The organism is Moorella sp. E308F, assembly GCF_006538365.1.
GTDB lineage: Bacteria > Bacillota > DSM-521 > Neomoorellales > Neomoorellaceae > Neomoorella.
This window is the reverse complement of sequence record NZ_BJKN01000001.1, coordinates 1,016,500-1,029,446: the sequence shown is the minus strand read 5'-3', so window position 1 is coordinate 1,029,446 and position 12,947 is coordinate 1,016,500. Positions and strand designations below refer to the sequence as shown.

Sequence of the window (12,947 nt, the reverse complement as noted above, 5' to 3'; positions counted from 1 at the left end):
TATTCAACACAAATCGCTAAAATCCTCCTCTGAAAATAGACACAATTAAAGTTTCAAGGAGCGCCTGTCCCCTGAAAGTTCTAATAACGTTTTCTCTTGGCTGCCGCCGGGATACCCAGCTCGTCGCGGTACTTGGCTACCGTCCGCCGGGAAATCTTGATACCCTGCTGCTGCAGCAGTTCCTGCAACTGTATGTCCGTAAGGGGATTGGTGGTATCCTCCCGGCTGATGGCTTCAGCAATTATTCTTTTGATACTTTCGGCGGCGGCAGCACCGCCTTTTTTTGCTACACCGCTGGCAAAGAAAAATTTTAATTCAAACACTCCCCATGGCGTCTGGACATACTTATTCGCCGTCGCGCGGCTGACGGTCGATTCATGGATGCCTAAGGAGGCGGCTACCTGGCGCATGGTCAGAGGTTTCAGGTATTTTAAGCCTTTATCCAGGAATTCCCGCTGCTCCTGCACCAGGCAGTTGACCACCCGGTAAAGGGTCAGCCGGCGCTGTTCCAGGCTGCGAATAAGCCAGGCCGCGGCATTGAGCTTGCTTTCTATAAAACGCCGGGTTGCCTGGTCGCAGCTTCCATCCTGGCGCATTAAGGCCTGGTAAAGAGGGTTGATGCCCAGCCGCGGCATGGCCAGGTCATTGACCAGAACCACGTAATCCCCGCCGACCCGCTCAATGATTACATCGGGTACAATATAGCGGTTCTCCTGGCCGCCGCCAAAGGAGCGGCCGGGCTTGGGGTCCAGGGTACGAATATAATCTACCACCGCCTGGACTTCCGGGAGACTCAAGTTCAGGCGCCGGGCAATCCGCTTCAGCCGTCCTCCGGCGACATCGGTTAAAAAATACCGGATAATTTTTTCTGCTGCCGGCGGAGCGTCTTTCCGCTGGCGCAGCTGGAGCAGGAGGCACTCCGTAAGATTCCTGGCTCCTACCCCCGGGGGGTCAAAACGCTGGATTAACTGCAGTACCCGCCAGACGGCCGCAGGGGAAACCTTTAAACAGGCGGCTGCTTCCTTGAGGCTAATCTTCAGGTAGCCGTTAGCGTCTAAATTGCCGATTAAAAAGGTGCCAATCTCCAGCTCGCGGGTTGAGGTGGCCGCTATTTTTAGCTGGAGCAGAAGATGATCCTGCAGGGTGGGCTGGCCGGTCAGGAAGTTCTGGTAATTCCATTCCGGACGTTCCTCCCTGGGAACGCTGACATAACCCAGGTCGCTGCCGTCCTGGAAATATTCCTGCCAGTCAATCTCAAAGGATTCCGGGTCATCTACCACTTCATCGGTTGCAGCAACTTCTTCTTCATCCCTTAATTCCAGTAATGGGTTTTCCTGTAGTTCCTGCTGGACGTATTCAGCCAGCTCCAGGGTGGAGAGCTGCAGGACAACAATGGCCTGGCGCAGTTCCGGTGTCATGATTAGCTTTTGCGTCTGTTCCAGGTTAAGGCCCAGGCGTTCGCGCACCGCTCTCCTCCTCCCGGCAAATATTTTTAATTTATACTATTCGTCCCTTACCGCTGTTTTTCCTGCCCGCGGGACCAATTTATTATCCAGGCCAAGTAAATGCTTAAAGCCAGGCTTAAGCCGGCGGCCGTTACCAGGGCCAGGCTTTCCTGGCCGGGGCTGAAGAGGTACGGGTGCATCCCCAGGCTATAGTCAACGAAGTCATTTATCCCCAGCCACAGGACCACCAGGGCCAGCTGCCAGGGAGCGACCGGCCAGTGCCGCAGGAAGAGGAAGCCTTCAACCATCATACCCAGGTGAGAGAGCCACAGGCCGGCCTCTACCAACGTCACCGGTGCCCCCGACAGCCAGTAGTCACTGATTATTACTACTGCCCACAGCCCGTATTTAATCACAGCCGCAGCTGCCACCACCCGCAGCAGGCCGCTTTCCCGGCGGTAGCAAGCCATGATGAGGGCCAGGCCGAAAAGGGTTGTCGCCAGGGGGCTGTCGGGGGTAAAGGGCCACCATATTAAAGGAGTACTGGCCAGCTGCTCCCGGTACCAGTAGTAACCATAAATCGATCCCAGGAGATTGACAACCGCCAGGGTTATCAAGAACCAGTTCTGGTAGGGTGCTTCCCAGAGAAGGCGCTTTAACCAGTTATTTCCCATTGTCTTCCTCCCCACCGGTCATCTCCTTCCAGGGAGCAGTTTCTACCCTGAAAATAACTTCGCTCCAGGCTGGCATTGTTTTTGCTCGCTCCAAACAAATGCCAGCCCGTTATTTTCATCCTTCTGATGGTGCCGCGTTAGCGGCATGAGGGTCTTGTTCCAGAGAAAAAGGCGGCCCCGGGCGAGATGCCCGGGTATCACCATCCACCCTGCCTATCACCCGCGCCGGGACGCCGCCGACCATGGTCCCTGCCGGGACATCCCGGGTAACTACCGCTCCGGCTCCGACAATAGCTCCGTCGCCAATGCGCACCCCTGGTAAAATGGTGGCATTGGCGCCAATGAGAACCCAGGCGCCAATTTCCACTGCCCCCAGGCGGAAGGCGCGGGGCAAAAACTCATGGGTCAGAATAGTGACATTATAACCAATAATACTCTCGGGGCCAATATGAATGAGATCCGGCCTTAAGATATCCGGCATGGCCATAACCCCTATGGCAGCCGTCGGCGCTACATCCATCCCCACCAGGTGGCGTAATAGCCAGTTTTTCAGACGCAAAAAGGGTAAAAAGCGGCTGAGTTCAATCCAAAAAAAATTCCAGGCTACGCGCCAAAAAGGGGCAACCTGGCGCCAGGTGGCCATGGCGTTATGCCCGCTAACAGGGCAGGTTGTCGTTCGCCGCATCTGTCCTCCCCCTCCGGGCCCGCACCTGCCTGGTTAAATATTCCAGACGACGCAGGCGGTGGTTGACCCCTGACTTCCCTACCGGTGGTACCAGCATTTCCCCCAGCTCCTTTAAACTTGCTTCCGGGTGCTGGAGACGTAACGCAGCTATCTCCTGCAGGCCGGCAGGTAATCCCTCCCAGCCCAGGGTAGCCACCAGGTAGCGAATATTTTCTGCCTGGCGTAAACCCGTCTCTACGGTCTTGCTCAAGTTGGCCGTCTCGCAGTTTACCAGGCGATTGACCCGGTTACGCATTTCTTTAAAAATGAGGACGTTCTCATAAGCCAGGACGGCACTATGAGCCCCCATCAGGCTTAAAGCCCGGACAATTTGCTCGCTGTCTTTGAGGTAAAGGACCAGCCCGCGCTGGCGGCGGCTGAGACGGGGCTGGAGCTCCAGCTGCTGCATAATGTCCTGGAGGCGGGCAGCTTCCTCGTCCCCTTCGACGAGAAATTCCAGGTGATGGGTTGCCGACGGTTTATTGACAGAGCCGGTTACCAGGAAGGTACCCCGGAGGTAAGCGACCCGGCAACATTGGTGCGCCGGCACCCAGTTCCTGGCGGCCAGCCAGGCCCTTAATGCTTCTTTGCCGGCCGGAGTTATGACCTTAAAAACCGGCCGGCCTTTACCACTCCGGCGCTCGGTATTTACCTGGACCGGCAGGCCCAGCACCGCCCTGGCCAGGGAGTAAACCCTCCTGGCTATGGCCGCGTGGGTGGTTGCCAGCAGGATTCCCTCTTCTCCTGGTAAAGGGGCCGGTTTACCCAGGCGTAAAATGGCTACCAATTCAGCCTCAGCACAACAGGGCCGTTGTTTTTTCACCCGGGCCAGTTCTTCTTTAGTTTCATGGGAGAAAGATATGGCCATAAGCCCCACTCCGTAATTGCGAGGTTAGCAATGTGAGCCAGGAAGGGAAAAGGAGGCAGTGAGCATAAGGCACTGCTTAAACGCCCAGGTTACGAAACTTCTCCCGGATCAGATAACCAAAACGCTGCCGGCGCCGGGAATGGTGGCGGTAAAACTCTTCCATAATCAGGCCGGCCAGGCGTTCAGGGTGGTGCCGGACCAAATGGGTCTCGTCCACCAGCCAGCCCGTACGCAGCTCAACACCCATCCTGGCCACCGCCGGTCCATTGATCGGGACCGGGCGCGCCCCCTTTTCGCCGTAGCGCCTTAAGGCGCCGCGGGAAATAGGGCCGCGATGGGCAATAACTACATCCACCAGGCCGGGGCCGCAGTGATCAATAATAGCCTGCAGGTGATCGGCAACTGTATAGCCGTCAGTTTCCCCCGGCTGGGTCATGATATTGCAAACATAAAACACCGGTGCCCGGGCCTGGCGCAGGGCCTCCGTCAAATCGCGCACCAGTAAATTGGGCAGGACACTAGTGTAGAGACTCCCAGGGCCGATAATAATGGCATCAGCCCTGGCGATGGCTTCCAGGGCGACGGCCGGCGGCCGGCAGGTGGACGGCTGTAAAAACACCCTTTTAATCTGCTTGCCGGCCCGGGGGATATTGCTTTCCCCCAGGATGGTAGTACCATCAGCCATTTCGGCTCCCAGGACGACGTAGCTGGTAGTGGAGGGAATAACCCGGCCGCCAACCGCCAGCACCCGGGCCAGTTCCTGGATGGCCCGGTCAAAATCGCCGGCCATATCCGTCATGGCCGCCAAGAGAAGATTTCCCAGGCTGTGACCGGCCAGGCCCTCGCCCTGGCGGAAGCGGTAACTGAACAGTTCCTCCATAAGGCTTTCGGTATCGGCCAGGGCCACCAGGCAGTTGCGAATATCCCCCGGTGGCGGGATTTTTAACTCCTGGCGCAGGCGGCCGGAGCTGCCGCCGTCGTCGGCCACCGTTACAATGGCCGTGAGATTCCGGGTGTACTTTTTAAGCCCCCGCAGGAGGACGGCCAGCCCCGTGCCCCCGCCGATAGCTACTATATGGGGGCCTTTCGCCAGGTACTGGCGCCGGTAAAAAAGTTGCCAGGGATTACCGGTATTGCCGGGCAGCAGGACCTTAAAAACCGAGCCGGCCAGGCGCTGGAGCCCCAGAACGATAAGGGCCACGCCCAGACCGGCAGCCGCCACCCCTCCCAGTAAAGGTGATCCCAGGGCCCCCAGGGTATGGAGGATAAACCAGGTAACGCCCCTTTCCGCCGAGGCTAATAAAGTAACCCCCAGGATAACTGTCAACCCGGAAACCAACAAAAATAGGCCCACGGCAGCCAGCAGCAGCCAGCGTTTAATTTTTAAACCCGGGTAAAGCCATTTTAAACCCTCCACCTTTCACCCCTCCCAAATATTATACGGGCCCGGCCTTTTTGTCCCTCGCTACCTTTACCCTTGCCAGGCAGCCCGGGGTCTGGCTCCTGCGCCGCCTTCCTACCTCCTGCTACCACTGCTCAGATAACGCACTACATCCCGGTGCTTGACTACTACGTCGTAATTATCGCCCCGGAGTATTTCTCCCAGTTTATTGGCCAGGGTTACCGAGCGGTGCTGACCGCCGGTACAGCCAATGGCAATGACCAGGTGGGACTTGCCCTCCTGTTGGTAATAGGGGATCAGGAAGCGTAGGAGGGCGGCAAACTGTTCGATAAACTGCCGCGCCTCCGGGGCCGACATGACAAACTCGGCCACACAGCGATCATGACCGGTAAAGGGGCGTAAGGCGGGGTTATAAAAAGGATTGGGCAAAAAGCGCACATCCATAACCAGATCGGCATCCAGGGGGATGCCGTATTTATAGCCAAAGGAAATAATATTAATCACCAGCTGCCGCCGGCTGTCGCCGAAAAGTTCGCTTACCTGCTCTTTAAGCTGGCGCGGCGTCAGTTCGGAAGTATCGATGATCTTGCTGGCCCGACCCCGCAGCTCTTCCAGGCGCCGCCGTTCGGCAATAATGCCTTCTAAAATCTGGCCGCCGCTGGAGAGGGGGTGACGGCGCCGGGTTTCTTTATAGCGCCGCACCAGGATTTCATCGGCCGCCTCCAGGAAAAGGATCTCGTAGGGAATACCCCGGCCGTCCAGGTAAGCCAGGGCTTCCTCCAGGCCGTCAAAAAACTGGCCGCCGCGGATGTCCATAACCAGGGCTACCTTGTTTATCCCTTCCCCTTCTTTGGCGGGTTGCCCCAGGAGATCAACCAGCCCTGGTATCAGGGAGGGGGGCAGGTTGTCAACGCAGAAAAAGCCCAGGTCTTCCAGGCAGCGCACAGCCTGGGTCTTGCCGGCGCCGGAAAGGCCGGTTACAATGACGAGACGAGGATAGTTGCTTGCCGTCACTAATCTCCCCTCCCTTAAAAGCATCAATGACGCAAGTTTATTACCTGCTCCGGGGGTACCCCGGCGGCGCGCAGGAGTTGCCACCCCTCTTCCAGGCGGCCCACAGTGGCGGGCTGGTGGGCGTCGCTGTTGACGACAAATTTCACCCCGCAGCGGGCGGCCCGGGCCAGCTCTTGCGGCCGCTGGTAAAGGTGGCCGGTATTTACCTCCCACAGGGTACCGGTACGGGCACAGGCGCGGGCCAGGGGCTCAATATCCACCGGCATCCCCAGGCCCGGGTGGGTGAGGCAAAAGACAGGGTGCTTTTCCATGGCCGCCATTAAAGCCCGCGTGTTGGCCTCCACGGCCCTTTCCCGCCAGCGGCGGCTGCGTCCCTGGAGCTGGTTGGCCAGCACCAGGTCGCGGGCTGCCGGCCAGTCCCGGGGCAGGACATAGGGATGGAGCCCCACCAGCAGGAGGTCCAGCTGCCGGTAAACGACGGCCGGGATGTCTATTTCCCCGCTTATACCGACAATATTGGCCTCGGCACCCACCAGCACCCGGATACCCGGGGACTCCCAGGTCGCCACTTTCCTTTTCAGGCGTAGGAATACGCCGGCGGCATTGACGCCCACCCCGATATTACGCGGGCCGTGGTCGGTCAGGGCCACTTCCTCCAGCCCGGCCCGGCGGGCCGCCGCCACCATAGCCCGGGTGCTCGCCCGGCCGTCGCTGCGCCGGGTATGTACATGGTAATCAGCCCGGAAGGACTGGAGCAAAGGTCAACCTCCCAGGATAAATTTCTCCAGAGCCCGGGCCACACCGCCGTCGTTATTGCTGCCGGTGACATAATCGGCGGCCGCCCGGACTTCCGCCGGAGCGTTGGCCATGGCCACCGCCAGGCCGGCATAGCGGAACATCTGGAGATCGTTGTAGCTGTCACCAAATACCATGATCTCTTCCGGCCGGATACCTTCCCGGTCCGCCAGGGCCTGGAGTCCCCGGGCCTTATTGGCCTCGGGGTTGAGCATTTCCAGGTAATGGGGCAGTGACCGGGTGAGGTAGACCCCCTCCCCCACGTCCCGCCGGATGGCGGCTTCCAGGGGCTCCAGTTCCGGGCCGTCACGGAGGGCGACGATCTTCAGGGGCCTTCTTTTCTCCTCCTGGAGAAAGGTTAGCATATCCTCTACCTGGTGTAAATCCACCCCGGCCCGCCAGGCATATTCTTCATTCTCGGCCTGAACCTTATCTACATAGAGCCGGTCATCCAGGTAAACGTTATAGGCATAACCAAACTGGCGAATGTGCGTGATTAGACACCGGGCCAGGTCCAAAGGAATGGTGCGCTCAAAAAGGATTGCCCCCGTCCCTGAGTGGCGCACCTGGGCGCCGTGGTAAATAATAAGCGGCAAATCCAGGCCCAGCTCCACGGCGTAGGGCCTGGCCGAGCTGAACATGCGCCCCGTAGCCAGGGTTACAGTTATGCCCTTTTCCCGGACTCTCTTTATGGCTTCTTTAGCCCGCGGCTCAATAACCAAATCGTCAGTTAACAGCGTCCCGTCCAGGTCAAGGGCTACCAGCCGGATTCTCCCCATTATTTTTCCTCCCCAGGCCTTCCAGGATGCGGGCCGCTACTGCCCGGTTCATCCCCTCTACGGCCAGCAGTTCTTCTAAAGTTGCCTGGCTTATCCTGGTAACAGACCCAAAATGGCGCAGCAGGGCTCTTTTGCGTTTGGGACCTACGCCGGGAATGTCATCCAGCACCGAGCGGTAGGCGCCCTTTTCCCGTTTCTGGCGGTGGTAGGTAATGGCAAAGCGGTGCACCTCATCCCGCAGGTGCTGCAAGAGCTGCAGGGCCCGGCTATCCCGGGGCAGGCGTACCGGTTCGGGGCTGCCCTCCCGGAACAGCAGTTCCTCCTCCTTGGCCAGGGCAAAGGTGGGAATGGCCGCCACACCCATGGCCGCCATCACCTCCCGGGCGGCGTGAAGCTGGCCCAGGCCACCATCAATCAGGACGAAATCAGGCAACTCGGCAAAACGCGGGTCCTGCCCGGCGGCGCGGCGGAAACGCCGGCTTAAAACCTCCTGAAGGGAGGCAAAGTCATTGGGGCCTTTGACCGTCTTGATCTGGAAGCGGCGGTAGGCCGACGTCAACGGCCGGCCGTCCACAAAGACAGCCATGGCCCCCACCGGGCTGCTCCCCTGGAAGTTGGAAATATCATAGGCTTCCATGCGCCGCGGCAACCGCGGCAGGCCAAGGGCCTGTTGCAGTTCCATCAGGGCCGCCTTGCCACCTTCCTCCTGGCGCTGGCGGGCCAGGAGGTGCTCCTGGAGGAGGCTGACGGCATTTTCATGGACCAGCTGCAAAAGCTTTAACTTGCTGCCCCGTTTGGGTACCTTCAACTCGACCCGGCCGCCGCGCAGCCGGCCCAGCCAGCTGGCGATGGTGGCGGCGTCATCCGGTTCGTCATGGAGGAGGATTTGCGGCGGAATTTCCACCCCCCGGCTGTAATATTCTTTCAGCAGGGCTGCCATAATTTCGCCCCGGGATAAGCCCTCTGTCCCCGTAAGGAAAAAATGGTCGCGGCCGATAACCTTACCCCCCCGGCTGAAGAAGATGAGGCCCAGGGCCGCTTCCCCTTCCCGGGCGAAAGCTACGGCATCGGCATCATCGCCGCCGGCGTCAGTAATTTTCTGGCGGGCACAGACTTCCTGCACCGCCCGCAGCTGGTCCCTGAGCCTAGCTGCCTTTTCAAATTCCAGTCGTTCGGCGGCGGCTTCCATCTTTTCCTTTAATTCCTTTACCAGGGTGGTATGCTTCCCTTCCAGGAACAGGATAATATTGTCAACCGCTTCCCGGTAGGCCTCCGGGCTGACCTTACCGCTGCAGGGAGCCAGGCAGCGGTTAATATGGGCGTTGAGGCAGGGCCGGCTGCGGTGCTGCAGGGGCGTCTCCCGGCAGGTGCGTACCGGAAAAAGGCCGCGCAGGAGTTTTAAGGTTTCCCGCAAAGCCCCCACGTTGGTATAGGGGCCGAAGTAGCGGGAGCCGTCCCGGACCAGGGAGCGGGTGATCTGCAGCCGGGGAAACTGTTCCTGGGTGGTAATTTTGATATAAGGGTAGCTTTTGTCGTCCTTTAAACTGACGTTGTACCGCGGCCGGTGTTCTTTAATCAGGTTGCACTCTAGAATCAGGGCCTCGACTTCGTTATCCGTCAGGATATATTCAAAGTCGGCAATATGGCTGACTAAGACCTGCGTCCGCGGCGGGTGCTGGCCGCGGAAATAGGAGCGCACCCGGTTTTTCAGGGAAGCGGCCTTGCCGACATAAATGATCTCGCCTTTGGCGTCGCGCATGAGGTAGACGCCGGGGTGATCCGGCAGGCGCGCCAGTTTCTCCTCCAGGTCCATGGTATCCCTTCTTTCAGGCGTGCTTCTGTTGTGGCTCGCTCCGTGGCCTTCATGGAGCGGCCTAAGGCTCAGCCTCCGGCTCGGGCGGGGTTCCCGGCCTATTCGGCGTCCTTGCCTCAGAGGCCGGCCTCGGACATCCTGTCCTCGGCCCCGCCCTCGCTCTTCAGCTTCGCCAAGGCCGCTTTACCACTCGGGCCAAGTCGCTCGCTCCCAACAGAAGCACGCCTTCTACATTTTTCTTCGCTCGCTAGCAGGGGCTCCACCCAGTTTTGATGATTCCTGAACTATTCTTGCCCTACTACCCGGGGCAGGTCCTGATGCCCGCCCGGAGGCCGGTGCTCCGGGCTTCCTTCCAGGTCCCGGCCCGCCTGCCTCTCTTTATCCCGCTCCAGGACAGGGGCCAGGAACTGGCCGGTATAGGATTCCGCCACCCGGCAGACCTCTTCCGGAGTGCCGGCGGCCACCACCCGGCCGCCGCCCTCGCCGCCCTCGGGGCCCAGGTCGATGATATAGTCCACCGACTTGATGACATCCAGGTTGTGCTCGATAACCACCACCGTATTGCCGGCATCCACCAGGCGCTGCAGGACGTTCAGCAACCGCTCGATGTCGGCCATGTGCAAACCAGTGGTGGGCTCGTCCAGGATGTACATGGTCCGGCCGGTGCTGCGCCGGGCCAGTTCCGCCGCCAGCTTCACCCGCTGGGCTTCCCCGCCGGAAAGGGTGGTGGCCGGTTGGCCCAGGGTTATATAGCCCAGGCCCACGTCCTGGAGGGTGGCGAGGCGCCGGTGCAGGCGGGGAATGGCGGCAAAGAATTCCGCCGCCTCGTCCACTGTCATAGCCAGGACGTCGGCAATGGATTTGCCCTTGTATTTTATGGCCAGGGTCTCCCGGTTATAACGCTTCCCCTGGCAGACTTCACAGGGTACATAAACGTCGGGCAGAAAATGCATCTCAATCTTTATAATGCCATCGCCGCCGCAGGCCTCGCAGCGGCCGCCCTTGACATTAAAGCTAAAGCGCCCCGGTTTGTAGCCCCGGGCACGGGCTTCCGGGGTGGCCGCGAAAAGGGCGCGGATATCGTCAAAGATACCGGTATAGGTGGCCGGGTTAGAGCGCGGCGTCCGGCCGATGGGCGACTGGTCCACCTCGATGACCTTGTCCAGGTGCTCGGTGCCGGTAATGGCCGCAAAGGCCCCCGGGTTAGTCCGGGCACCGTTCAAGCGCTGGGCCAGGGCCCGGTAGAGGATCTCGTTGACCAGGGTGCTCTTGCCGGAGCCGGAAACACCGGTAACGCCGATAAACAGGCCCAGGGGAAAGCTGACGTCGATATTTTTCAGGTTGTGCTCGCGGGCGCCTTTAACGGTCAACCATTTGTCGCCCGGCCGGCGCCGCCTTGCCGGCACCGGGATACGCCGCCGGCCGCTTAAATACTGGCCGGTGAGGGAGCGGGGATTGGCCATTACCTCTGCCGGGGTACCGGCCGCCACCACCCGGCCGCCCTGCTCGCCGGCCCCGGGACCGATGTCGATGATATAGTCGGCGGCCCGCATGGTATCCTCGTCGTGCTCGACGACGATGACCGTGTTGCCCAGATCCCGCAAGCGTTTCAAGGTGGCAATGAGGCGGGCGTTGTCCCGCTGGTGCAGGCCGATGCTGGGCTCGTCCAGGATGTACAGGACCCCCATGAGCTGCGACCCGATCTGGGTGGCCAGGCGGATGCGCTGGGCTTCTCCCCCGGAGAGGGTGGCCGCCGCCCGGTCCAGGGTCAGGTAGTCCAGGCCAACATCCAGCAAGAACTGCAGCCGGGCCAGGATTTCTTTTAAAATCTGGCGGGCGATTATCTCCTCGCGTTCGCTTAAATTTAAACTGCGCAAAAACCCGGCAGCCGCCCGGACATTCAGGGCCGCGACTTCGCAGATGTTAAGCCCCCCCACCCGGACGGCCAGGGCTTCCGGTTTCAGCCGCGCCCCCTTGCAGGCCGGGCAGGGCTGCTGGCTCATATAGTTTTCAATCTCCGCCCGCGACCACTCCGACTGGGTTTCCTGGTAGCGCCGCTCGAGATTGGGGATGACCCCCTCAAAGGGAGCTTCGTAAGTGCGCCGGTCGCCAAAACGGTTGGTGTAGCGGAATTTAATCCGCTCCTGCCCGGAGCCGTAAAGGATGACCTGCAGGTGCTCCGGCTTGAGCTCCCGCACGGGCACGTCCAGGCTGAAACCGTAGTGTTCGGCCAGGCACTCCAGTATCTGCTGGTAGCCGTTATTGCTGCGGCTCCAGGGCGCAATGGCCCCTTCCCTTAAGGTCAGGTCGCGATCAGGAAGGACCAGGTCGGGATCGACCTTCATGGTTACACCCAAGCCGGTACACGCCGGGCAGGCGCCGTAGGGATTATTAAAAGAAAAAAGACGCGGCGTGATTTCCGGCAGGCTGATGCCGCACTCGATGCAGGCGAATTTCTCGCTTAAAAGCAGCTCTTCCTGGCCGACGATATCGATAAGGACAATACCATCGGCAAGCTTTAAGGCCGTTTCCAGGGATTCGGCCAGGCGCGTGGCCACCCCCGGCCGCACCTGGAGGCGGTCCACGATTACTTCTATGGTATGTTTTTTATTCTTAGCCAGGTTGATAGTCTCGCTCGTTTCCCGGATCTCGCCATCAACACGGACGCGCACGTAGCCCTGCCTGCGAATCTCCTCCAGGACGTTGCGGTATTCCCCCTTGCGGCCCCGGACAATGGGGGCCATTATCTGGAAACGGGTCCCTTCCGGGTAAGCCAGGAGACGGTCCACCATCTGGGAAACCGTCTGGGGCGTAATGGGCCGGCCGCACCGGGGGCAATGGGCGCGGCCGATATGGGCAAAAAGCAGCCGCAGGTAGTCGTAGATTTCCGTCACCGTGCCTACCGTGGAGCGTGGATTATGGCTGGCCGTTTTCTGGTCGATGGATATGGCCGGGGAGAGTCCCTCGATTAAGTCAACGTCAGGTTTGTCCATCTGGCCTAAGAACTGCCGGGCATAAGAAGAAAGGGACTCGACATAACGGCGCTGCCCCTCGGCATAAATGGTATCAAAGGCCAGGGAAGACTTCCCCGATCCCGACAGGCCGGTAATGACTACCAGTTTATCCCGGGGGATAGTGACGTTGATATTCTTCAGGTTATGGGCCCGCGCCCCCTGGATGACAATTTTATCGGTGGCCATACTACACCCCCTCGGGAAATTCACTGGACTTGCGCCAGGCGTAAAACCTGGCCAGGGTAATACCTTGCTTCCACGCCAGTATTATACCATAAACGCCAGTACGGGCATACCTGGAGGGAATAATCAGGATACTGCTATCGAATGGAGGGGCGGTAAGCTCCCGCCTCTAATAGCATCTGATGAGCGTACAAAAATTAAGACCGGGTATTTACCCGGTCGCGAAATCAGTTTAC

10 protein-coding genes are annotated in these 12,947 nt (G+C 59.7%); all 10 read right to left on the bottom strand.

The annotated features are described in order from the left end of the window. Positions 1-80: 80 nt before the first annotated feature. A complete protein-coding gene (gene rpoN / locus E308F_RS05120; RefSeq protein WP_141263835.1) occupies positions 81-1,466 on the bottom strand; it encodes an RNA polymerase factor sigma-54 in 1,386 nt (461 codons plus the stop codon). A gap of 47 nt (positions 1,467-1,513) precedes the next feature. Then, entirely contained in the window at positions 1,514-2,119 is a 606-nt protein-coding gene (locus E308F_RS05115; RefSeq protein WP_141263834.1) for a DUF1405 domain-containing protein, read from the bottom strand. Positions 2,120-2,234: 115 nt separating this feature from the next. Beyond that, the gene (locus E308F_RS05110; RefSeq protein WP_141263833.1) at positions 2,235-2,804 is read right to left on the bottom strand and encodes an acyltransferase; all 570 of its coding nucleotides are present in this window, start codon (positions 2,802-2,804) and stop codon (positions 2,235-2,237) included. Then, the gene (gene whiA, locus E308F_RS05105) at positions 2,776-3,711 is read right to left on the bottom strand and encodes a DNA-binding protein WhiA (RefSeq protein ID WP_216364448.1); all 936 of its coding nucleotides are present in this window, start codon (positions 3,709-3,711) and stop codon (positions 2,776-2,778) included. Before whiA ends, E308F_RS05110 begins: the two co-directional genes overlap by 29 nt. Positions 3,712-3,787: 76 nt before the next feature. Next, on the bottom strand, positions 3,788-5,128 hold the full coding sequence (locus E308F_RS05100) for a gluconeogenesis factor YvcK family protein (RefSeq protein WP_141263832.1): 1,341 nt from the start codon (positions 5,126-5,128) through the stop codon (positions 3,788-3,790). A 99-nt stretch (positions 5,129-5,227) separates the two neighbouring features. Beyond that, positions 5,228-6,127, bottom strand: a complete 900-nt coding sequence (rapZ, locus tag E308F_RS05095; protein WP_141263831.1) for an RNase adapter RapZ — start codon at positions 6,125-6,127, stop codon at positions 5,228-5,230. A gap of 23 nt (positions 6,128-6,150) precedes the next feature. After that, positions 6,151-6,885, bottom strand: coding sequence for a PHP domain-containing protein (locus E308F_RS05090; RefSeq protein WP_141263830.1), 735 nt, complete (start codon positions 6,883-6,885; stop codon positions 6,151-6,153). A 3-nt stretch (positions 6,886-6,888) separates the two neighbouring features. Continuing rightward, positions 6,889-7,701 carry a Cof-type HAD-IIB family hydrolase gene (locus tag E308F_RS05085; protein ID WP_141263829.1) on the bottom strand — a complete coding sequence of 271 codons (813 nt, stop codon included), beginning with the start codon at positions 7,699-7,701 and terminating at the stop codon, positions 6,889-6,891. Further along, positions 7,673-9,514, bottom strand: coding sequence for an excinuclease ABC subunit UvrC (uvrC, locus tag E308F_RS05080; protein ID WP_141263828.1), 1,842 nt, complete (start codon positions 9,512-9,514; stop codon positions 7,673-7,675). Before uvrC ends, E308F_RS05085 begins: the two co-directional genes overlap by 29 nt. Positions 9,515-9,798: 284 nt before the next feature. Further along, positions 9,799-12,714 (bottom strand): excinuclease ABC subunit UvrA, encoded by a 2,916-nt coding sequence (gene uvrA, locus E308F_RS05075; RefSeq protein WP_141263827.1) that lies wholly within the window; start codon positions 12,712-12,714, stop codon positions 9,799-9,801. Positions 12,715-12,947: the final 233 nt, after the last annotated feature.

Excerpts from the sequence above, each read along its gene's own strand:
- E308F_RS05115 (WP_141263834.1), bottom strand. The coding sequence starts at position 2,119 with ATGGGAAATAACTGGTTAAAGCGCCTTCTCTGGGAAGCACCCTACCAG.
- E308F_RS05110 (WP_141263833.1), bottom strand. The coding sequence starts at position 2,804 with ATGCGGCGAACGACAACCTGCCCTGTTAGCGGGCATAACGCCATGGCC.
- whiA (WP_216364448.1), bottom strand. The coding sequence starts at position 3,711 with ATGGCCATATCTTTCTCCCATGAAACTAAAGAAGAACTGGCCCGGGTG.
- E308F_RS05085 (WP_141263829.1), bottom strand. The coding sequence starts at position 7,701 with ATGGGGAGAATCCGGCTGGTAGCCCTTGACCTGGACGGGACGCTGTTA.
- uvrC (WP_141263828.1), bottom strand. The coding sequence starts at position 9,514 with ATGGACCTGGAGGAGAAACTGGCGCGCCTGCCGGATCACCCCGGCGTC.
- uvrA (WP_141263827.1), bottom strand. The coding sequence starts at position 12,714 with ATGGCCACCGATAAAATTGTCATCCAGGGGGCGCGGGCCCATAACCTG.